Here is a 22,465-nt window from a genome sequence, read left to right as displayed (position 1 = left end):
CCAGGAGATTCACTTTATACGGAAGACAGAATTACAGTCGTGAATGTAGCTGTTCGGTTACATAAATGTAACGCTACCGTCAGCCATTTTCACCCTCAATGACCCTGCATAATAAAACCGGAGATTCCATGAATAAGAAGGTGTTCACCCTGTCCGCTGTCATCGCTGGCATGTTATTTGGTGCCGCGGCGCACGCAGCAGATACCCGTATCGGCGTGACGATTTACAAATATGACGACAACTTTATGTCGGTGGTGCGTAAGGCAATCGAGAAAGACAGTAAATCAGCGCCGGATGTTCAACTGTTAATGAATGACTCGCAAAACGACCAGTCCAAGCAAAACGATCAGATTGATGTCCTGCTGGCAAAAGGCGTGAAAGCGCTGGCGATTAACCTGGTGGATCCGGCGGCAGCGGGGACGATTATTGATAAAGCACGGAGCCAGAACGTTCCGGTAGTGTTTTTTAACAAAGAGCCTTCCCGTAAAGCGCTGGATAGCTATGACAAAGCCTATTATGTCGGTACCGATTCAAAAGAGTCGGGGATTATCCAGGGCGATCTGATTGCGAAACACTGGAAAGCGAATCCGAACTGGGATCTGAACAAAGATGGCAAGATTCAGTTTGTCCTGCTGAAAGGCGAGCCGGGACATCCGGATGCTGAAGCGCGTACCACCTATGTGATTAAGGAACTGCACGATAAAGGCTTCCAGACTCAGCAGCTGGCATTAGATACCGCAATGTGGGATACCGCTCAGGCGAAAGACAAAATGGATGCCTGGCTGTCTGGCCCGAATGCCAACAAAATTGAAGTCGTTATTTCCAACAACGATGCGATGGCGATGGGCGCGGTAGAAGCGCTGAAGGCCCACAATAAGAGCAGTATTCCGGTATTTGGCGTCGATGCCCTGCCCGAAGCGCTGGCGCTGGTAAAATCTGGCGCAATGGCCGGTACAGTACTGAATGATGCGAATAATCAGGCGAAAGCCACCTTCGATCTGGCGAAAAACCTGGCGGAAGGCAAAGAGCCGGCAGCCGGTACTCACTGGAAAATTGACAATAAGATCGTCCGCGTACCCTATGTGGGGGTTGATAAAGACAATCTGAGCCAATTTATCGGAAAGTAACCTCTTAATAAGCTGCGGGCGTACATAGAGTACGCCCGATTATTCTGATACCGTATCCAACCCTTTCCGATGTTAATACATTGTTCAGGGGATGTACGCACGCAGCCAGGTACAACTATGGTCAGCAATAATAGCGAACAGTCAGGTGAATATTTGTTGGAAATGCGAAATATCAACAAATCGTTTCCTGGCGTTAAGGCGCTCGATAATGTGAACCTCAAGGTTCGTCCCCACTCGATTCATGCATTAATGGGGGAGAACGGCGCGGGAAAATCAACATTATTAAAATGCCTTTTTGGGATCTATCAAAAAGATTCTGGCAGTATTCTATTTCAGGGAAAAGAGATTGATTTCCATTCGGCAAAAGAGGCCCTGGAAAACGGTATTTCAATGGTTCATCAGGAATTAAATCTGGTATTACAGCGGTCGGTGATGGACAACATGTGGCTGGGACGTTATCCCGTTAAGGGCATGTTTGTCGATCAGGAAAAAATGTATCGTGATACCCGTGCGATTTTTGATGAACTGGATATTGATATCGACCCGCGCGCCCGCGTCGGGACATTATCGGTATCACAAATGCAGATGATTGAAATTGCGAAGGCGTTTTCTTATAACGCGAAAATCGTGATTATGGATGAGCCCACCTCATCGTTGACCGAAAAAGAAGTCAATCATCTGTTTAAGATTATCCGTAAGCTGAAAGCGCGCGGCTGCGGTATTGTTTATATTTCCCACAAAATGGAAGAGATTTTTCAGCTGTGTGATGACATTACCGTTCTGCGCGATGGTCAGTGGATTGCGACCCAGCCACTGGAAGGGCTGGATATGGATAAAATCATCGCTATGATGGTGGGGCGTTCTTTGAATCAGCGTTTCCCGAACCGGGAGAACACGCCGGGCGAGGTGATTCTTGAGGTCCGTAATTTGACTTCACTGCGTCAGCCGTCAATTCGCGATGTCTCTTTCGATCTGCATAAAGGCGAAATTCTGGGTATTGCCGGGCTGGTTGGCGCGAAGCGTACCGATATTGTTGAAACCTTATTTGGTATTCGTGAAAAGGTTAATGGAACAATAACGCTGCACGGTAACAAGATTAATAATCATAGTGCCAATGAGGCCATCAACCATGGCTTTGCGCTGGTGACTGAAGAACGCCGCTCGACAGGGATCTATGCGTATCTGGATATCGGTTTTAACTCGCTGATCTCCAATATTAAGAATTACAGGAATAAGGTCGGGTTGCTGGATAATTCGCGCATGAAAAGCGATACCCAATGGGTCATTGATTCCATGCGTGTGAAAACCCCAGGACAGCGCACGCAAATTGGGTCGTTGTCCGGTGGTAATCAACAAAAAGTCATCATCGGGCGCTGGCTATTAACCCAGCCGGAAATTCTGATGCTTGATGAACCCACCCGTGGAATTGATGTCGGGGCCAAGTTCGAAATTTATCAATTAATGGCGGAACTGGCGAAAAAAGGCAAAGGGATCATTATTATTTCCTCTGAAATGCCGGAGTTGCTGGGGATTACCGACCGTATTCTGGTGATGAGCAATGGTCTTGTCGCCGGAATTGTTGAGACGAAAACCACCACGCAGAACGAAATTCTTCGTCTTGCGTCGTTGCACCTTTAAGATCAGGGGCTCCTTATGAGTGCGTTAAATAAAAAGAGTATTCTCACTTATCTGAAAGAGGGTGGGATTTATGTGGTTCTTTTTGTGTTGCTGGCAATTATTATTTTCCAGGATCCGACTTTCTTAAGTTTGCTGAATTTAAGTAATATTCTGACTCAGTCTTCGGTGCGTATTATTATCGCTCTGGGGGTGGCTGGCCTTATCGTCACCCAGGGGACTGACCTTTCCGCCGGGCGTCAGGTTGGTCTGGCGGCGGTTATCGCCGCCACGATGCTTCAGGCAGTGGATAATGCCAACAAGGTGTTCCCGGATATGGCAACGATGCCGATTCCGCTGGTGATCCTGCTGGTCTGTGCGGTTGGCGCGGTGATTGGGCTTATCAACGGAATTATCATCGCCTATCTCAACGTGACGCCGTTTATCACCACCCTCGGCACAATGATCATCGTTTACGGTATCAACTCGCTGTATTATGACTTTGTTGGCGCGTCGCCGATTTCCGGCTTCGACAGCCACTTCTCGCATTTTACTCAGGGGTTTGTGTCGCTGGGGTCATTTCGCCTGTCGTATATCACCTTTTATGCGCTGATTGCCGTTTTCTTCGTCTGGATCCTGTGGAATAAGACCCGTTTTGGTAAAAACATCTTTGCTATTGGCGGCAACCCGGAGGCGGCGAAGGTTTCCGGCGTCAACGTTGGTCTGAACCTGCTGCTGATTTATGCGCTGTCCGGTGTGTTCTATGCCTTCGGTGGGCTGCTGGAAGCAGGGCGTATCGGTTCGGCGACCAACAACCTTGGCTTTATGTATGAGCTGGATGCGATTGCAGCCTGCGTGGTGGGAGGCGTGTCGTTTAGCGGCGGGGTAGGTACGGTATTGGGCGTGGTGACCGGGGTGATTATCTTTACCGTTATTAACTACGGCCTGACCTATATCGGCGTGAATCCATACTGGCAGTACATTATCAAAGGGGCGATTATTATCTTCGCCGTGGCGCTGGACTCTCTGAAGTACGCGCGCAAGAAGTAAAGGCCACGCGCTCAGGCAGACGTTGGTTAAGACGTCTGCCTGGACTGGAGAGGGCGGCAAATCACTTCTCTTTTTTCTGTAGCTCCAGCAACTGCTGCGGCGTCACTGCGGGATAGGACTGCGCACCGTCCGGGACTTCCTGCGGTGAGGGAATCGGAATTAGCGGGCCTAAAAAGCGGGGTTCGCGTTTGAAAATATAGAGATCGGCGAGCGCGCCAAAGCGTGCGCCGAACTCGCGCAGGCGTACGCTCCACATATCCTTGGGTGACGGCACCGCATAGCACTGTGCCTGAATTCCCATATGCAGGGCGATAAATAACGCCCGCTCGCAGTGAAAGCGCTGGGTGATAATAATAAAGTCGTTAGTATCGAAAACTTTACGGGTACGAACTATCGAATCGAGCGTGCGGAAACCGGCATAATCCAGCACAATATCCGCCGGATCGACGCCAGCTTTAATCAAATCGCGGCGCATGGTCATCGGCTCATTATAACTATGCAAGGCGTTATCGCCGCTTAGCAACAGATAGTTCACTTTGCCGCTGTTATAGGCGTTCAGCGCGCCCTGAATCCGATAACGATAATATTGATTGATGACGCCGGTACGGTAGTACTTGGCGGTGCCAAGAACCACACCCACCTGGCGGTAGGGCAGATCCTGCAGTTCGTCGTAGATATAGGGCGATGTCTTCCAGCTCATCCAGCGGTCAAGACTCAGCACGGTTAACAGCAGTAAGCCGAACAGGACTAACAGGCTGTATAACGCACGCTTTAACATGAACCTGGCTCAATAGTGGCAGAGGGAGACTTCAGGCTACTTTACCCGTCGGGCAAGCGCAAGAAACCGTCGTTTAATTGCGGGGATTTTCAACAATACGGGCCGCCTGACCCGCACTGTGTGATTAACTTAACAGTATGCGATCGATATGATGACAGCCCAGCGCCTTCAATGTCGCCGCGGTGGCATCCCACTGAATCAAGGCCGCATCGCCTTTCTCGGCGAGAATGGCGCGCTGAATATCCGGGTAGTCGTAGCCATTAAGGCTCAGCAGATTTAGCGCCCCCTGCAATGGAGGTAGCGTGGGGTTAAAAGCGGCGTTCTCGGCATAGCTGCCGGTAAATATCGTACCGTCCGTGAGCGCCAGCGCCACGCCGGAGGGCGAGTGGCTGTAAGGCATATGGCTACGGTTTGCTGCCTGAATGGCCGCCTGAGCCAGCGCGTCGCCGCGGAGCGGGAAGCCATGATCCTGCTCATCCATCAGCAGCGTTTTTATTTGTAGGTCTTGCGGGCCGAACGCGTCCGGCAGATAGTGCCGGAGCGAATGCGCTTCGCGACCGGGCAGATGGATACGCAGCGCCAGTCCGCTGTTCAGTTCATTCATAAACTGACGGCAGTGGCCGCAAGGGGTGTAGTTGACGGTAATGGCCCGTAGTGATTTTTCCCCGCGCAGCCAGGCATGACTGATGGCGCTTTGCTCGGCGTGCACGGTCTGCTGCATGGTGGCGCCGAGAAATTCCATATTGCCGCCAAAATACCAGGTTCCGCTGATACCGCGGGCAATCGCGCCGACGTTGAAATGGGAGAGATCGGCACGGGCGCAGGCCGCCGCCAGCGGCAGCAGCGCAAAGGCCAGCGCGTCTTCGTCCAGACCCGTCGCACTTTGCAATTCCGCGACCTGCCCCGCGTTTAACAGAGCAGGAAAATGCGGATCAGCCAGCATCGGGGAAATGGCCGCTTGCAGGTCCGCCGCCAGTTGCGGAAGAGCATCTTGAAAACGTGGATGCATGGCGTTGCCTCATAACAATGTAATGAGAATTCAGTGTACGGGGGGTGTTTATCTCTACATGTGATTAATATCTCATTTTTAGTGTAATTATTTTATGTTGCATTTATAAATGTGATAAAAGTCACGTTTATCCCACTATTGCCAGAATAAGCGGAAATAAAAACGGCGCGATCAGCGAAGTGATAATCCCGCATAACACCAGTGCCAGTGAGCTGAATGCCCCCTCCTGATAGTCGAGTTCCGCACAGCGCGCGGTCCCCAGGGCGTGGGAAGCCGTGCCCATCGACAGCCCGCGTGAGGCTTTAGTGCGGATACGCATTAAATTCAGTAGCGTATGGCCGAAGACCGCGCCGAGAATGCCGACGAAAATAACGCAGACCGCGCTGATTGCCGGAATACCGCCAATACTGCTGCTTACCGCCATGGCAATCGGCGTCGTCACCGATTTTGGCAGAATGGAGGCGGCAATCTGCGGCGTCGCGCCCATCAGCAGCGCCACGGTCGTTCCGGTAACCATGGCTACCACGCTGCCAATAAAGCAGATGGTGATAATGGATTTCCAGCGCGCGCGGATCTGGTGCAATTGCTCATAAAGAGGAAAAGCCAGCGCGACGACTGCCGGTTGCAGCAGGTCATTGAGAATTTTGCTGCCCTGAAAATAGCGCTGATAAGAAATGCCGGTTACCAGTAGAAAGGGGATCAGCACCACCATCGCTACCAGTAGTGGGTTGAGCAGGGGAAATTTAAACCGTGCCGCCAGCTTGCGGGCAAGAAAAAAGACGACCAGGGTCAGCGGCAGCGACCACCAAATTTCATGGATCATTTTTCAGTTCCTTTTTGCCCAACCACTTTGCGTTCCCCGTGAACCAGATGTGAGCTCCAGCTAACCACTAAAAAGACCAGCAGCGTGCTTATCGCACAGGAGACCACCACCGGGCCTAACTGCGCCCGCAGCAGATCCCAGTATTGCATGACGCCCACGCCGATAGGCACAAACAGCAGCGCCATATAGCGAATCAGGATATTGCAGCCCGGGTTAACCCACTGCGGCGGCATGATTTGCAGCGCCAGCAGACAGAACAAAATCAACATGCCAATAATGCTACCGGGAATGGTAATAGGCAGCAGTGAGGCGATAAAAATACCGGCATACAAACAGGCATAGATCAACACGAAAGCGCGCAGATACTGCCAGACAATATTCAGTGAATTACTCATGGTAATAACCCTTGATGAACCACATTCATCATACAATTAAACCTGAAAATGTGCTACCGATCACATCATGAATTCTCCGCATACCTGAGACAGCGATCGGGAACAATAAACCGTCCGTCTGTCAGAGTGATGATTGCAGGGACAGAAAGTGGGGAAATCGGCTCAGCGCCAGCAACGATACTCACTTTTCCCCTCGCCCCAACGCTACCTTTTTGTTAAAGGCGCGGCAAATTGAGCATAGCCTGCTGGCGACGCATTGCTGACCATCTCATACGTTCACGCCAGGCGCCGATGTGTCGTCCGTTCAGGCGTAATGCGTGGTATGGGGGAGAAAACGCACCTCGCCTCTTTTAACCCGTATCCGGAGACGCTACCATAGCGCCTCTTTTTTCCGGGCAATGATAAACTATGCGTGTATTACTGGCGCCGATGGAAGGCGTACTCGATTCGCTGGTGCGCGAGTTGCTGACCGACGTGAATGATTATGATCTCTGCATCACCGAGTTTTTGCGTGTGGTGGATCAACTTTTGCCGGTAAAATCGTTCTATAAACTGTGCCCGGAGCTGCGCAATAATAGCCTGACGCCATCCGGTACCCGCGTGCGCGTGCAACTGCTTGGACAGTCTCCCCAGTGGCTGGCGGAAAACGCCGCCCGTGCGGTTGAACTCGGTTCCTGGGGTGTCGATCTTAACTGCGGTTGCCCCTCAAAGCTGGTGAACGGCAGCGGCGGCGGCGCGACGTTGCTCAAAGATCCTGAACTCATCTATCGCGGCGCGAAGGCGATGCGTGAGGCGGTTCCGGCGCATTTACCGGTCACGGTGAAAGTGCGTCTGGGATGGGACAGCAGCGAGCGGCGTTTTGAAATCGCCGATGCGGTTCAGCAGGCGGGGGCCAGTGAGCTGGTCGTGCATGGTCGAACCAAAGAAGAGGGTTATAAAGCGGAGTGTATTAACTGGCGGGCGATCGGTGAAATTCGCCAGCGTCTGGCTATCCCGGTGGTGGCCAACGGCGAGATCCGGGACTGGCAAAGCGCCAGGGATTGCCTCACGGCGACCGGCTGCGAGGCGATCATGATTGGCCGCGGCGCGTTGAACGTACCAAACTTAAGCCGGGTAATAAAATACAACGAACCGCGAATGCCCTGGCCCCAGGTGGTTGAACTGCTGCAAAAATATACCCGCCTGGAGAAGCAGGGCGATACCGGTCTTTATCATGTCGCGCGTATCAAACAGTGGTTGAGCTATTTGCGTAAAGAATACTCTGAAGCGTCAGCGCTTTTCAGTGCGGTGCGTACCCTGCAGGACTCATCGAGCATAGCGCGTACAATTAACGGCTGGTGGAACAAAACTATCTGACCTTCATCACATTTTTCGGTTTGCCCCGTTGAGTTTATCCGACGGGCAGTGAAATACTGACGACCGATTGTTACTGCTTCGGCAGGCAAAACCTGATTCCTGGCTTCTGTCGGGGTCAGGTTTTTTTGTTTTTGGGGTTCATATGCAAATCGCCAAAGTACTTAATAATAATGTAGTGGTGGTTGTAGATGAGCAGCAGCGCGAACAGGTGGTCATGGGCCGAGGACTTGCCTTTCAAAAACGCGTTGGTGACTCTCTGGATGAAAGCAAAATTGAAAAGGTCTTCGCGCTGCAGAGCGATGAACTGGTTGGCCGTTTAGGCGAGTTACTCAGTCAGATACCATTAGATGTGATCACCACCTGCGATCGAATTATCGATCTGGCGCGTGATCGTCTCGGTAAATTACAGGACAGTTTATACATTACTCTGACCGATCACTGCCACTTTGCGATTGAGCGGCAGAAGAAGGGTGTGGCGCTGCGTAATGTGTTGCTGTGGGAAATTAAACGGCTGTACCCGAAGGAGTTTGCACTGGGGCAAGAAGCCCGGGCGATTATCGCCAAAAGGCTCGGGGTTGAACTTGCAGAAGATGAAGCCGGGTTTATCGCCCTGCATCTGGTGACAGCACAGCTCAACAGCGAAATGCCGGAGGTGATGCACGTCACCCGCGTAATGCAGGAAATTCTGCAACTGGTGAAATATCAACTGACGCTGAATTATGACGAAGAGTCGTTGAGTTATCAGCGGTTTGTGACTCATCTCAAGTTTTTCGCCCAGCGCATGCTGACGCGGACGGTTGTCGAAGATGATGATGTGACGCTGCACAGCGCCGTAAAGGATAACTACCCTAAAGCGTGGAAGTGTGCGGAAACGGTCGCCCTGCATCTGCAAAAAAGCTATCAGCGACGGCTAACCACGGAAGAAATTATGTTTCTCGCGATTCATATTGAACGCGTGAGAAAAGAGGGACGCTAAGCGCTGAACAGGCCTGGCCTTCCTGATTAAAACGGGATTGTTACTGCATGATGCAGGCAAAACCTGAGCGCAACGCTAACCCGGCGTTGTTCTCGGGTTTTTTTTATTTCTCATACTCAGTTAACGATGCCTGCGGGCAGCAGAAGTAAGGAAAACAGCATGGAATATAAAGCACTCGCGCAGGATATTCTCCGCCGGGTTGGCGGCAAAGAAAATATAGTGAGTCTGGTTCACTGTGCGACACGACTGCGTTTTAAACTTCAGGATAATAACAAAGCCGATGCCGAAGGGTTAAAGACGAATCCCGGTGTTATTATGGTTGTGGAAAGCGGCGGTCAGTTTCAGGTCGTGATCGGTAATCATGTCCATGATGTCTGGCTGGCTGTGCGTAGCGAAGCGGGCCTGACCGATGAAAGCCAGCCTGTTGCTCAAAAAGGGGAGAAAACCTCTCTGCTTGGGCAGCTTATTGATATTGTCTCCGGTATTTTCACGCCGTTTATTGGCGTACTTGCCGCCACGGGTTTACTCAAAGGCTTTCTGGCGCTGGCGGTCGTTTGCGGTTGGCTCAGCGTTGATCACGCCACCTATAAAATCTGGTTTGCCGCCAGCGACGCGCTGTTCTTCTTCTTCCCGCTTTTTCTCGGCTATACCTCAGGGGTGAAATTCGGCGGCAATCCGTTTATCACCATGGCGATTGGCGGCGCGTTAACGCACCCGCTGATGATTAAGGCCTTTGAAGCTGCGCAGGCACCGGGTGCGCCGGTAGAGCATTTTATTGGTATTCCGGTCACGTTTATTAACTACAGCTCGTCGGTGATCCCGATTATTCTCGCCTCCTGGGTGAGCTGCTGGCTTGAGCGTAGAAGCAACGCGTTGCTGCCGTCGTCCATGAAAAATTTCTTCACGCCAGCGATTTGCCTGGGCATCGTCGTTCCCCTGACTTTTCTGGTGATTGGCCCGGTTGCCACCTGGCTAAGTCAACTGCTGGCGCAGGGATACCAGATTGTATACGCCGTCGCGCCCTGGCTGGCGGGCGCAGCGATGGGCGCGCTGTGGCAGGTGTGCGTGATTTTCGGCCTGCACTGGGGACTGGTGCCGCTGATGTTCAATAATCTGGCGGTTCTGGGCCACGATACCATGGGGCCGATGGTGTTGCCGGCGGTGATGGGGCAGGTGGGGGCGGTATTGGGTATTTTCCTGCGGACTCGCGATATGCGACAGAAAGTGATGGCTGGCTCGGCTTTTTCCGCCGGGATTTTCGGCATCACCGAACCGGCGATTTATGGCCTGACGCTGCCGCTGCGCCGTCCGTTTATTTTTGGCTGTGTAGGCGGGGCGATTGGCGGGGCGATTAGCGCATTCTTTAATACCAGCGTTTACTCCTTCGGTTTCCCGAACATCTTTTATCCTGCGCTGATGATCCCCCCTGGTGGTATCGATGCCAGCGTATGGGGCGGGGTCGTGGGTATGGCTGTGGCGCTGGTTCTCGCCTGCGTGATGACCCTCATCGCCGGCATGCCGCGGAGAACTGCGGAGCAGGCCTCGACGCCGGTTGCAGTCGCCACAGAAGACGATATTCTGGCACCGATGACCGGCAGCGTTCTGCCTCTGGACAAGGTACCAGATAGCACCTTTGCCAGCGGTTTGCTTGGCCAGGGGGTGGCGATTATTCCATCCGAAGGTAAGGTTATCGCGCCGTTCTCAGGTGAAGTGGCCTCAATTTTCCAGACCAAACATGCTATCGGCCTGCTAAGCGACAGCGGTATTGAACTGCTTATCCATGTCGGGATCGATACGGTTAAGCTCGATGGCGTGCCGTTCACCGCCCATGTTAAAGAGGGCGACAAAATAAAAGCGGGCGATCTATTACTGGAGTTTGATCGCAAGGCTATTCTGGACGCCGGCTATGATCTGGCGACCCCTGTCATTATCAGCAACAGTGGCGATTATCGCGCCCTGGATATTGTCTCCGCCAGCACGGTGGAAGCCGGTCAGCCGCTGTTGTCAGTAACCCACTAATTAAGGAGAGAGATGAATGAAGACATTCCCGCAGGCGTTTTTATGGGGCGGCGCAACCGCGGCAAATCAGGTGGAAGGCGCTTATCTGGAAGAGGGGAAAGGATTGACCACCTCAGACGTTCAACCGCGCGGCATATTTGGCGATGTGGTGGAACGCGTGCCGGGTGACAGCGGTATTAAAGATGTCGCCATCGATTTTTACCATCGTTATCCGGAAGATATCAGCCTGTTTGCCGAAATGGGCTTTAATTGCCTGCGCGTGTCCATTGCCTGGGCGCGTATTTTCCCCAACGGTGATGATGCGCAGCCAAACGAAGCCGGGCTGGCCTTTTACGATAAGCTTTTTGATGAAATGGCGCAGCATAACATCACGCCGCTGGTGACGCTGTCGCACTACGAGATGCCCTGGGCGCTGGTGAAAAAGTACGGCGGCTGGGGCAACCGTAAAGTGATTGGTTTCTTCGAGCGCTATGCCCGGACGGTGTTTGCGCGTTACCAGGCGAAGGTCAAACTGTGGCTGACGTTTAACGAAATCAATATGTCCCTGCATGCGCCGCTAACCGGGGTTGGTTTGCCGTCTGACAGCAGCAAAGCCGAAGTATATCAGGCCATTCACCATCAACTGGTGGCGAGCGCGCTGGCGACTAAAGCCTGCCATGAGATCGTGGCGGAAGGTAAAATCGGCAATATGCTGCTTGGCGGGCTGATGTACCCGCTCAGTTGTAAACCGGAGGATATTTTTGAGACCCTGCAGCAGAACCGCAGCTGGCAGTTCTTCGGTGATGTACAGTGTCGGGGCGCGTACCCGGGCTATATGCTGCGTTATTTCCGCGACAACGGTATCAGCATTGAGATCACCGATGCCGATCGCGCAGCCCTGAAAGAGACCGTCGATTTTATCTCTTTTAGCTACTATATGACGGGTTGCGTAACCGCCGACGAAGAACTGAACAAGCAAGCGCGCGGTAACATCCTCAGCATGGTGCCGAACCCGCATCTGGCAAGCTCCGAGTGGGGGTGGCAAATTGACCCGCTGGGCCTGCGCACGTTGTTGAACGTGTTGTGGGACCGCTATCAGAAGCCGCTGTTTATTGTTGAAAACGGGTTGGGCGCGAAAGACAAAGTGGAAGCCGACGGCAGCATTAACGATGACTACCGTATCAGCTATCTTAATGACCATCTGGTGCAGGTACGCGAGGCGATTGAAGATGGCGTTGAGCTGATGGGCTACACCAGTTGGGGGCCAATTGATCTGGTGAGCGCGTCGAAGGCGGAGATGTCCAAACGCTACGGCTTTATCTATGTCGATCGCGATGATCAGGGCAACGGCACTCTGGCGCGCAGCCGGAAGAAAAGCTTCTACTGGTATAAAGAGGTCATTGCCAGTAACGGCGGCAGCTTAAAAGAGTAACGGCCTGATGGCCCGGATAATCTCCGGGCTACCTGTTGGCGCGGCGTTGCGGTCAGAGTAAGGCGTTGACTCCATGACCCGGGAAACGCTTCACTTCTCCTTCTTCGCCTCGCGGCGCTTCAGCCACCCGTGCGCCGCCAGGACCAGTACGACGATCAGAATCAGCCAAATCCAGTGTTTCAGATGCGCATCGAGATGATGCAGCCACGGGCCAATGGCTTCGCCGCCAAGATATCCCAGGGTGGTGAAGATCAGCGCCCATATCATCGCGCCGAGAATATTCAGCGGCAGAAACAGCTTTGGTGGCAGGCGACTGGCGCCAATCAGTAGCGGCCCGATTACGCGAAAGCCGTACATAAAACGCGTGCCAATCACAAACAGATAAGGGCGTCGTTGGATCATGCGCTGTGCCCGGCGGATCCGCGCTTTCTGGCGCGAAAAGCGCCGGAGAATCCGGCCACCGAAGCGTCGGCCAAGAAAATAAAGCACCTGATCGCCAAGCATGCCGCCAAAAGCGACCGAGATCACCACCAGCCAGAACTTCAGTAATCCCTGATGTGCCGCCACGCCGCCGAGCAGGGTGATGGTTTCGCCTTCCGCCATGCTGCCGATGACCAGCGCCGCGTAGCCGTATTGGGAAATCAGGTGATTGATATCCATATAAAGATAAACTCCTTAAATCGTCAGTCCCTTAATCATACACCCTGATGATTAAAATGCGGGGAAGCGTCATGCTGATTGGTTAAGCGAGTCATCGGTTGTGTCATTGGCCAGCGGGAATCGTTTTTTCGGTGGTTTTAGCGAACGGCCTGATGGGGTGACAGGACTGACGGTATCGTCGGTTTTTTATGACCTACAGCGCCGGGAGAGTAACAGATTGATTGTTGGCTCACCGCAGGGGGGTTGGGCGCATCAAGGAAACCTGGCGGGAACGCAGGCGCGCATCCAGGACTGGCCGCCAGGACGGCGGCCAGAGGGCGGGTCGAGACAGGACAAAATTGCCTGGAGCAATTTTGAACAGCGCTTGCGCTGGCCCTGAAAGGGCGAGTCCCAGGGATGGGACGAGTAATCACGAGTCCCGCCCGGTCCGCCAGATGAAGCCGGAGTGGAGCGCACCGCGAAGCGGCAGGTTTCCAGCGCAATGCCGGGGGTGCAGGGGGACGGGCGAAACGTCCCCCTGCTCGTTCACACGCAAGGGTCAGAAAAACTATCTGCGTATTCACAGTGAACGGAACAGCCCACTGAACCAGAATGTGGGGGGTAGCATTGCGCTCAACGGGGAGATAACAGGCCGGTTTTCGCTACCATACCCGCATTCTTGTCAGGTGGCGGCTAGCGCCTTACCTGACCTGGAACCCCATAAATACAGGCCCTGCGCCACGGGTTCCGTTCACCGTAATCCCGCAGAAAATGGATGACTGTCGCCCGTGAACGGGTAAAGGGGGAGAAAACCGTCTCCCCCTTTACAATCCCCGCGGTCCCGCAAAGAAACCGGTGCTGCGCACTGCGCTCACCTCCCGACCCTCAGCCTGCGGTCGGCTCAACTCGACGGCCTGTCTCGATTCGCCTCTGGCCGCCATCCCTGGCGTCCAGCCCTTGTCTTCGGGTCTCCGGTTCGCCGGTTTCAGCGGGCACCAGGGCATCGCTGTGGGTTTTGTGCTTTCAGCAGCGTATTCGTCGCTGTTCGTTTTTTCAGGGGAGGTTCTGTGTTTTATCACCTTCAGCGGTCAGACAGTTGCAGGTTTCCAGCGCAATGCCGTTCACCGGCTACGGGGATGGCATATCTCTTCTACTGACGGTGAACGGAGCAACCTGCTGAATCACATGGGGGAAGTAAAAATGCGCCACTTTCACCTAAACCACCGTTTAACGAAACCGCTCAGCGTGCCATAAACACGGCTGCCCCCCCTTAACTGACCCGTATTACGGGGAAGCGCATTTTTATCGTTGTACATAAAATAATCTACAGAGTGAATTATACTGAAATGAGTGCTGTAACACGCCGTGACAAGGGGGACACAATGAACCATGTCTGGGGACTCTTCTCTCATCCAGGCCAGGAGATGAGAGTGATTAAAAGCGAAAACGAGACCATTTCGCATCACTATACGCACCATGTATTGCTTATGGCCGCGGTTCCGGTTATCTGCGCCTTTATTGGCACCACGCAGTTGGGCTGGAACTTCGGCGATGGCACGGTAATCAAACTGTCGCTGATGACCGGACTGGCGCTGGCGATACTGTTTTATGCCGTCATGCTGGTCGGGGTGGCGGTGATGGGGCGGGTTATCTGGTGGATGGCACGAAACTACCCGCAACGGCCTTCGCTTAAACGCTGCATGGTCTTCGCGGGTTATGTCGCCACGCCGATTTTCCTGAGCGGGATTGTGGCGCTTTATCCGCTGGTGTGGCTTTGTGCGCTGGCAGGCACTATCGCACTGCTCTATACCGGCTATCTGTTGTATCTTGGTATTCCGACTTTCCTCGGGATTGATAAAGAAGAGGGGTTGAGCTTCGCCAGCTCTACCCTGGCGATTGGGGTACTGGTACTGGAAGTGCTGCTTGCCATCACCGTGCTTCTCTGGGGCTACGGATACCGACTCTTCTGATTAACTCATTGCCGGCATGAATAGATTTTTCTGCCGGCAATGCAGCATTTGTTCACGATTCTTATTAGCCAGCCAGCGTTCTGACAGGTTATGATAATTTTTGCCAGCGGCGTGACTACGCTGCGCCGCGGCGTACGTTTATAACGTGCAAAAATACTTTTCAGAATGTTCACGATGACCAGATTTCGCGTTTCTTTTCTCAGCCTGACGTTGCTGCTGGCTGCGCCTTTTGCGCCCCAGACGATGGCCAAAACCTCCGCGGCAGTGACCGCGTCACAGCCGGAAATAGCTTCCGGTAGCGCGATGATCGTCGATCTCGCCAGTAAAAAAATCATCTATGCCAGCCATCCGGATCGGGTTCGCCCCATGGCGTCGATCACCAAGGTGATGACCGCGATGGTGGTGCTTGATGCCCATCAGCCGCTTGACGAGATGTTAACCGTCGATATTAGCCAGACGCCAGAAATGAAGGGCATTTATTCGCGCGTGCGCCTGAACAGCCAAATCAGCCGTCGTAATATGCTGCTGCTGGCGCTGATGTCGTCGGAAAACCGCGCCGCCGCCAGCCTGGCGCACTATTATCCCGGCGGTTACGCTGCGTTTATTCGTGCCATGAATGCCAAGGCGCAGGCGCTGGGGATGACCCATACCCGTTACGTCGAGCCTACCGGACTGTCAATTCATAACGTCTCTACCGCGCGCGATCTGACCAAACTGCTGATCGCCAGCGAGCAGTATCCGCTGATTGGTCAGCTAAGCACCACTAAAGAGGATATGGCGACCTTTTCTCATCCAACATACACGCTACCGTTTCGCAACACCAACCACCTGGTGTACCGCGATAACTGGAACATTCAGCTGACAAAAACCGGTTTCACTAATGCTGCGGGTCACTGTCTGATTATGCGTACGGTGATTAACCATCGCCCGGTGGCGCTGGTGGTGATGGATGCGTTCGGCAAATATACCCACTTTGCCGACGCCAGCCGCCTGCGGACGTGGGTTGAAACCGGGAAGGTGATGCCGGTGCCGGCTTCCGCGCTCAGCTATAAAAAGCAGCGTGAAGCGCAGATGGCCGATGCAATGCTGAAAGGCGGCGCGCAGACTGCGCAAAACGATTAATCAGAACGCTTCCCGGAGGCGGCGCCTGACGCGGCTTGTTCAGGCAGCCGCACCGGCGGGCCCCGCTGCTGATGTTACTCCGGCAGCGTCCAGTCGCCATCGCCGAGCGGGCGCTGCATGATTAATGTGTCCCGCCAGTCACCCATCTTGTAACCAACGCTGCGCAGCTGGCCCGCGATGCTAAAACCGAATTTTTTGTGGATGGCGATAGACCCGGCGTTGCTGTGCCCGTCGCCGATGATCGCCAGCATTTGTCGCCACGGCCCCTGTTCGCACTGCTCAATCAAACGGGAAAGCAGGGCGCTGCCGATACCGCGTCCGCCCATTCCCGCCTCGACGTAAATCGATTCCTCAAGGGTATAGCGATAGGCCGGACGCGGGCGATAAAAGGTGGCGTAGCTATAGCCGACAATGGTTCCGCGCCACAGGGCAACCAGCCACGGAAGCCCGTTATCGCGTACGGTTTTGATGCGTTTACGCATCTCATCGACGGTGGGAGGGATCTCCTCAAAAGAGGCGCGCCCATTAAGTACGTGCCAGACATACAGTGCGGCGATAGCATGAGCGTCATCGGGCAACGCTTCGCGGATCGTTAAGTCAGCTGCGTGTAATTTTTCCACAGTGGGCATTCTGGAGTTCCTGTAGCGAGATTGCCGGAGAGGGGATTTCTCCGGCGTGCAGCGTAATACAGAAGATGCGCGGCTGAACAGCACCTTTTGCGGATTATTGCGGATCGATCGCGCGCGCGGCATTCTCCTGGGATTCACCCCAATACTTTTGCTTACTGGTTTTGCCAATACCCGGATTCATGCTGTTGGTTGGATCGTTTTCACGGTAGAAGCGTTTTAAACTTTCCTGCGCTTCATAGAGGTGACCCACGTTATGCTCCGCCGGATACTGGGCGCCACGCGCTTGCAGCAGAGCCAACATTTTTTCCTTCAGCGCGTGGGCATCAACGCCTTTTTTCACAATGTAATCCTGATGGAAAACGTGGCACATAAAGTGGCCGTAATAGAGCTTATAAACCAACTGACTGTCGATCTCGGCGGGAAGATGCTCAAACCATTCGGTATCGTTACGACGCAGCGCAATATCCAGCGCCAGAATATCCTCTACTTCATCCGCATGCACCGCCTGATAGCGGATTGCCGCGCCTGCGGCGGCGAAACGGTGCAGGAAGGCTTTACTGCCTTCTTCGGCGCTACAGACGAAGAAATCGCCATCGGCGTGCTGGAAATAGTCGCTGAGCCAGGTTTGCGCTTCCTCGATGCCGTCTCCCGCCATTTTCAGCAACAGATGGTGTTCGTATTTATCACGCCAGGTTTTCATTCGTTCCGGCAGATGCGTCGGGAAGACGTGCCCCAGTTTTTGCATAAAGCGATCGGTGAAGTGCGGCTTAAACAGCGGTACTTTCTCCAGCATCGCGTCGGTACGGCCTTTCAATGTGAAAAAGAACGGCATTTTATCGGTGCCGAGCTTGTCAATCATCAGAAAGGTATCTTTGCCGTACTGCTCGGCAATATCGTAAATATCGCGGTGCATATACTCGCCCGCCACCGGCAGATGGTTAAATTCAGCCAGAATATGGCGACGAATTTCGGTCAGTATGTCAGGCTGATTGGTGCCGATATAAAACACCTGCTGGCGTTTTTCCGCCGGGAAGGTATCCAGACGCACGGCGAACACCGCCAGTTTCCCGGCGCAGCCTGAGGATTCAAACAGGCGGTCCGGGTCGGCATTGTAGCGCGCGGGCGTATCGGCATTGACGTCGCGCACACGAGTGACGTAGTCATGATCGTGAGCGTGACGGCCATCGTGATGAACGTCGTCATCGTTAATCCGCTCATCGTCAAGACGGCTGAGGATCTGTTCTGGCGTAGAGCCAAGATCGATACCCAGATGGTTGACCAGACTGAGTTTGCCGTTTTCATCAATCCGGGCGAACAGGGACATTTCGGTATAGGCGGGGCCGCGCTGAACCAGTGAGCCGCCGGAATTGTTGCAGATCCCGCCAATTACCGATGCGCCGATGCATGAAGAACCAATTACCGAATGGGGTTCGCGACCCAATGGTTTCAGGGCTTTTTCCAGTGAATAGAGCGTAGTGCCGGGGTAAGCCAGTACCTGTTCACCTTTATCCAGCAGATGCAGTTTATCCAGACGCAGCGTGCTGATAATGACGATTTCCCGGTCATAATCATTACCGTTCGGGGTTGAGCCTTCAGTAAGGCCGGTATTCGCCGCCTGCATCAGGATGATTTTATCGGCCTCAACGCAGGCATTCAGTATGCGCCACAGTTCCAGTAGCGTACCGGGAAACACCACCGCCAGCGCGTCGCCCTGGCCGGAGCGGAATCCTTTGCGATAGCGCTGGGTTTTAGCCGGATCGGTCAACAGATGAGACGCGCCGACCAGTCGGGTGAGTTCAGCCAGAAAGGCGTTGTTATTTGTTGTCGCAGATGACATGTTCCACTCCTTGTGGTGGTACAAGATAATCACGAATAAAGCCATCCATTAGGGCTATTTTGTTTGTCATTCTGAACCAGAGCCGGGCTCAAAATGACGGCACGAATAACGCCTGCTGAATAGGCTATTAAGAATAGCGCTTTGTATGACAATTTGATGCATGAATGTTATGAAAAATCAGAGAAGCGTGCGCGCTTTCTACAGGCGCCTGGTTTATGTTTATGGCAAACTGCGGTTTTTGTTATCTTTTCGCCGAAATATTTGGCTGTAACAATAAGGGGTTAAAATGAAGTGGCTCTGTACTGTAGGCGTCGCGGTCGGTCTGACGCTGCAACCCGCGCTGGCGGATGAACTGTTCGGCAATCATCCCTTAACACCGCAGGCGCGGGATGCGTTTGTGACCAAACTGCTGGCGAAAATGACGGTGGATGAAAAAATCGGTCAGCTGCGCTTAATTAGCGTCGGGCCGGATAACCCGAAAGACGCTATCCGCGAAATGATCAAAGAGGGTCAGGTGGGGGCGATTTTTAACACCGTGACCCGCCATGATATCCGTATTATGCAGGACCAGGTGATGGCGCTCAGCCGCCTGAAAATTCCGCTGTTTTTCGCTTATGATGTGCTGCACGGCCAGCGTACCGTCTTTCCTATCAGCCTCGGTTTAGCCTCCTCGTTTGATCTTGATGCGGTTAAAACCGTCGGGCGGGTATCGGCGTATGAAGCCGCCGACGATGGCCTGAATATGACCTGGGCGCCGATGGTCGATGTTTCCCGCGATCCTCGCTGGGGACGGGTGTCGGAAGGCTTCGGGGAAGACACATATCTGACCACCGTGATGGGCAGGGCGATGGTGGAGTCGATGCAGGGGAAAAGTCCGGCGGATCGCTACTCAGTGATGACCAGCGTCAAGCACTTTGCCGCCTATGGCGCGGTCGAGGGCGGCAAAGAGTACAACACCGTCGACATGAGTCCGCAGCGCCTGTTCAACGACTATATGCCACCGTACAAAGCGGGGCTGGATGCGGGAAGCGGGGCGGTGATGGTGGCGCTTAACTCGCTCAACGGCACACCGGCGACTTCCGACGCCTGGCTGCTGAAAGATGTTTTGCGTGACCAGTGGGGCTTTAAGGGCATTACCGTTTCCGACCACGGGGCCATCAAAGAGCTGATCAAACACGGCGTGGCCTCCGATCCGCAAGACGCGGTACGTGTGGCGCTGAATGCTGGCATTAACATGAGCATGAGCGACGAGTACTACAGCAAATATCTGCCGGGGCTGGTGAAGTCCGGCAAGGTGACGATGGCGGAGCTGGACGACGCCACCCGCCATGTGCTGAATGTGAAATATGATATGGGCCTGTTTAACGACCCGTATAGCCACCTGGGGCCAAAAGGCTCCGACCCGCAGGATACTAACGCCGAAAGCCGTCTGCATCGCAAAGAAGCGCGTGAAGTGGCGCGCGAGAGTCTGGTGTTGCTGAAAAATCGTCTTGAGACGCTGCCGCTGAAAAAGTCGGGCACGATCGCGGTGGTGGGGCCGTTGGCTGACAGCAAGCGCGATATGATGGGCAGTTGGTCGGCGGCGGGCGTTGCCGATCAGTCAGTAACCGTGCTGACCGGCATGCGTAATGCGCTGGGCGATAAAGGCAAAATTATTTATGCCCGAGGCGCCAATATCACCAATGATAAAGGCATCGTCGACTTCCTCAATCTGTATGAGAAAGCGGTGCAGGTCGACCCGCGTTCGCCGCAGACGATGATCGACGAAGCGGTGGCGGCGGCGAAGCAGTCCGACGTGGTGGTCGCCGTGGTTGGCGAAGCGCAGGGCATGGCGCACGAAGCCTCCAGCCGCACCGACATCAGGCTACCGCAAAGCCAGCGCGATCTGATTAGCGCCCTGAAGGCCACCGGTAAGCCGTTAGTGCTGGTGCTGATGAACGGGCGTCCGCTGGCGCTGGTGAAAGAGGATCAACAGGCCGATGCGATCCTCGAAACCTGGTTTGCCGGTACCGAAGGCGGCAACGCCATTGCCGATGTGTTGTTCGGCGATTATAACCCGTCGGGCAAGCTGCCGATGTCCTTCCCTCGCTCGGTCGGGCAAATCCCCGTGTATTACAGTCATCTCAATACCGGTCGCCCGTATAATCCCGATAAACCGAACAAGTACACCTCGCGCTATTTTGATGAGGCTAACGGTCCGCTCTATCCGTTTGGTTACGGTCTGAGCTACACCACCTTTAAGGTTTCCGATGTCAGGATGTCGTCACCCACCATGCCGCGCAATGGCAGCGTTACCGCCAGCGTGCAGGTGACCAACACCGGTAAGCGCGAAGGGGCGACGGTGATTCAGCTCTATCTGCAGGATGTTACCGCGTCCATGAGCCGTCCGGTGAAAATGCTGCGCGGCTTTAAAAAGGTGATACTCAAGCCGGGCGAGACGCAAACCGTCAGCTTCCCGATTGACATCAATGCGCTGAAGTTCTGGAACCAGCAGATGAAGTACGATGCCGAGCCGGGCAAATTCAATGTGTTCGTCGGCGTTGATTCCGCTCGCGTTAAGCAGAGCGAATTTGAACTGCTGTAATTGCGCAGCCGGACGATAACGATGAGGCGGCTGCGTAAAGGCGTTAGCCGCCATCCGGCAGAAATAGCAGCAAGTATCGAATCCGGCTTTGTCATCACTCTCAGGGGGGGAATTAACCGACCTTTTCTTTTTCCGCGATGCCGCAAATGAACTACGCTTTTTCTTAAGCTTCTGTTAATGGAGCGCGAATTCAAGAGAGGCGGGGAATGATGCAGGCAAAAAAATGGTCAGCTCTGCTGGCGCTGATGGCCCTGATAAGCATGCCGCTCCAGGCGGCGGAGCCGGTTAAAGTTGGCTCGAAAATCGATACCGAAGGGGCGCTGCTCGGCAATATTATTTTGCTGGTACTGGAAAACCACGGCGTGAAAACGGTCAATAAAATCCAGCTTGGCACAACACCCGTAGTGCGCGGGGCGATAACCGCCGGTGAACTCGACATTTACCCTGAATATACCGGCAACGGCGCCTTTTTCTTTAAAGAGGAAAACGATCCGGCATGGAAAAACGCGCGGCAGGGTTATGAAAAAGTCAAAAAACTGGATGCGGAAAAGAATAAGCTTATCTGGCTGACGCCGGCTCCGGCCAATAATACCTGGACCATCGCCGTGCGTCAGGATCTGGCGGCAAAAAATCATCTCACCTCGTTAAGCGACCTTGCCAGCTATCTGCAAAAAGGCGGTGAGTTTAAGCTGGCTGCTTCGGCCGAATTTATCGAACGTCCGGACGCGCTTCCGGCGTTTGAAAAAGCCTATCACTTTAAGCTTCGGCAAAACCAACTGCTGTCGCTGGCGGGCGGCGATACGGCGCTGACTATCAAAGCGGCGGCGCAGCAAACCTCCGGGGTGAATGCGGCGATGGCTTACGGTACCGATGGCCCGGTCTCTGCCCTGGGGTTGCAAACCCTGAGCGACCCGAAAGGCGTGCAGCCGATTTATGCTCCAGCCCCGGTCGTGCGTGAAGCGGTGCTGGAGGCCTATCCGCAGATAGCCGAATGGCTACAGCCGGTGTTCGCCAGCCTTGACGAAAAAACGCTGCAACAACTGAATGCGAGTATTGCGGTGGAGGGCCAGGATGCGAAGAGGGTCGCTGCCAGCTATCTGCAACAAAAAGGGCTGCTAAAGTAGGC

The 22,465-nt window shown here is 54.0% G+C and carries 17 protein-coding genes and 1 pseudogene; 11 read left to right on the top strand and 7 right to left on the bottom strand.

All coding sequences use genetic code 11. The features are described 5' to 3' along the window. The first annotated feature begins 128 nt into the window (after positions 1–128). The 3 genes from mglB (at position 129) to mglC (ending at position 3,791) form a co-directional block, all read left to right on the top strand. Positions 129–1,127 carry a galactose/glucose ABC transporter substrate-binding protein MglB gene (gene mglB / locus FN037_RS11400; protein WP_142502272.1) on the top strand — a complete coding sequence of 333 codons (999 nt, stop codon included), beginning with the start codon at positions 129–131 and terminating at the stop codon, positions 1,125–1,127. A 117-nt stretch (positions 1,128–1,244) separates the two neighbouring features. Then, positions 1,245–2,765 carry a galactose/methyl galactoside ABC transporter ATP-binding protein MglA gene (gene mglA / locus FN037_RS11395; RefSeq protein ID WP_138359987.1) on the top strand — a complete coding sequence of 507 codons (1,521 nt, stop codon included), beginning with the start codon at positions 1,245–1,247 and terminating at the stop codon, positions 2,763–2,765. Between the two features lie 15 nt (positions 2,766–2,780). Further along, on the top strand, positions 2,781–3,791 hold the full coding sequence (gene mglC / locus FN037_RS11390; RefSeq protein ID WP_138359986.1) for a galactose/methyl galactoside ABC transporter permease MglC: 1,011 nt from the start codon (positions 2,781–2,783) through the stop codon (positions 3,789–3,791). 61 nt (positions 3,792–3,852) lie between these two features. Here the strand turns inward: mglC and sanA are convergent, their stop codons facing one another. The 4 genes from sanA to FN037_RS11370 all read right to left on the bottom strand — a co-directional run bounded on the left by sanA (position 3,853) and on the right by FN037_RS11370 (position 6,796). Beyond that, on the bottom strand, positions 3,853–4,569 hold the full coding sequence (gene sanA / locus FN037_RS11385; protein WP_142502271.1) for an outer membrane permeability protein SanA: 717 nt from the start codon (positions 4,567–4,569) through the stop codon (positions 3,853–3,855). Positions 4,570–4,693: 124 nt separating this feature from the next. Further along, complete coding sequence (cdd, locus tag FN037_RS11380) at positions 4,694–5,578, bottom strand: cytidine deaminase (RefSeq protein ID WP_138359984.1); 885 nt, start codon at positions 5,576–5,578, stop codon at positions 4,694–4,696. A 127-nt stretch (positions 5,579–5,705) separates the two neighbouring features. Beyond that, positions 5,706–6,401: a CidB/LrgB family autolysis modulator gene (locus FN037_RS11375; protein ID WP_138359983.1), complete on the bottom strand. Its 696-nt coding sequence runs from the start codon at positions 6,399–6,401 to the stop codon at positions 5,706–5,708. Next, on the bottom strand, positions 6,398–6,796 hold the full coding sequence (locus FN037_RS11370; protein WP_142502270.1) for a CidA/LrgA family protein: 399 nt from the start codon (positions 6,794–6,796) through the stop codon (positions 6,398–6,400). Before FN037_RS11370 ends, FN037_RS11375 begins: the two co-directional genes overlap by 4 nt. A 408-nt stretch (positions 6,797–7,204) precedes the next feature. On the opposite strand from FN037_RS11370, the gene dusC reads away from it, so the two are divergent. The 4 genes and pseudogenes from dusC (at position 7,205) to FN037_RS11350 (ending at position 12,558) form a co-directional block, all read left to right on the top strand. Next, entirely contained in the window at positions 7,205–8,152 is a 948-nt protein-coding gene (gene dusC, locus FN037_RS11365; RefSeq protein ID WP_142502269.1) for a tRNA dihydrouridine(16) synthase DusC, read from the top strand. A gap of 142 nt (positions 8,153–8,294) precedes the next feature. Further along, positions 8,295–9,128 (top strand): transcriptional antiterminator BglG, encoded by an 834-nt coding sequence (bglG, locus tag FN037_RS11360; RefSeq protein ID WP_138359980.1) that lies wholly within the window; start codon positions 8,295–8,297, stop codon positions 9,126–9,128. A 47-nt stretch (positions 9,129–9,175) separates the two neighbouring features. Further along, a pseudogene (bglF, locus tag FN037_RS11355) lies at positions 9,176–11,147 on the top strand (PTS beta-glucoside transporter subunit IIABC). A 16-nt stretch (positions 11,148–11,163) separates the two neighbouring features. Then, positions 11,164–12,558 (top strand): glycoside hydrolase family 1 protein, encoded by a 1,395-nt coding sequence (locus FN037_RS11350; protein WP_138359978.1) that lies wholly within the window; start codon positions 11,164–11,166, stop codon positions 12,556–12,558. A 90-nt stretch (positions 12,559–12,648) separates the two neighbouring features. Here the strand turns inward: FN037_RS11350 and FN037_RS11345 are convergent, their stop codons facing one another. Then, positions 12,649–13,218 (bottom strand): DedA family protein, encoded by a 570-nt coding sequence (locus tag FN037_RS11345; protein ID WP_138359977.1) that lies wholly within the window; start codon positions 13,216–13,218, stop codon positions 12,649–12,651. A 1,361-nt stretch (positions 13,219–14,579) separates the two neighbouring features. Here FN037_RS11345 and FN037_RS11340 point away from each other — a divergent pair. Further along, positions 14,580–15,167, top strand: coding sequence for a Yip1 family protein (locus FN037_RS11340; RefSeq protein WP_138359976.1), 588 nt, complete (start codon positions 14,580–14,582; stop codon positions 15,165–15,167). Positions 15,168–15,341: 174 nt separating this feature from the next. Next, a complete protein-coding gene (gene pbpG / locus FN037_RS11335) occupies positions 15,342–16,289 on the top strand; it encodes a D-alanyl-D-alanine endopeptidase (RefSeq protein ID WP_142502267.1) in 948 nt (315 codons plus the stop codon). Positions 16,290–16,363: 74 nt separating this feature from the next. Here pbpG and FN037_RS11330 read toward each other — a convergent pair whose 3' ends face one another. Next, positions 16,364–16,918: a GNAT family N-acetyltransferase gene (locus FN037_RS11330; RefSeq protein WP_142502266.1), complete on the bottom strand. Its 555-nt coding sequence runs from the start codon at positions 16,916–16,918 to the stop codon at positions 16,364–16,366. 94 nt (positions 16,919–17,012) lie between these two features. After that, positions 17,013–18,755: a D-lactate dehydrogenase gene (gene dld, locus FN037_RS11325; RefSeq protein WP_138359973.1), complete on the bottom strand. Its 1,743-nt coding sequence runs from the start codon at positions 18,753–18,755 to the stop codon at positions 17,013–17,015. Positions 18,756–19,041: 286 nt separating this feature from the next. Here dld and bglX point away from each other — a divergent pair, with 286 nt between their 5' ends. Together bglX and FN037_RS11315 are read left to right on the top strand one after the other, a co-directional pair. Next, on the top strand, positions 19,042–21,339 hold the full coding sequence (bglX, locus tag FN037_RS11320) for a beta-glucosidase BglX (protein WP_138359972.1): 2,298 nt from the start codon (positions 19,042–19,044) through the stop codon (positions 21,337–21,339). Between the two features lie 206 nt (positions 21,340–21,545). Further along, positions 21,546–22,463 (top strand): ABC transporter substrate-binding protein, encoded by a 918-nt coding sequence (locus FN037_RS11315; RefSeq protein WP_138359971.1) that lies wholly within the window; start codon positions 21,546–21,548, stop codon positions 22,461–22,463. Positions 22,464–22,465: the final 2 nt, after the last annotated feature.

This window comes from Klebsiella sp. 2680 (assembly GCF_900198535.1).
Taxonomy (GTDB): domain Bacteria; phylum Pseudomonadota; class Gammaproteobacteria; order Enterobacterales; family Enterobacteriaceae; genus Klebsiella; species Klebsiella indica.
Note: the sequence above shows the minus strand (reverse complement) of the source record. Positions and strands in the feature narration are given on the sequence as shown.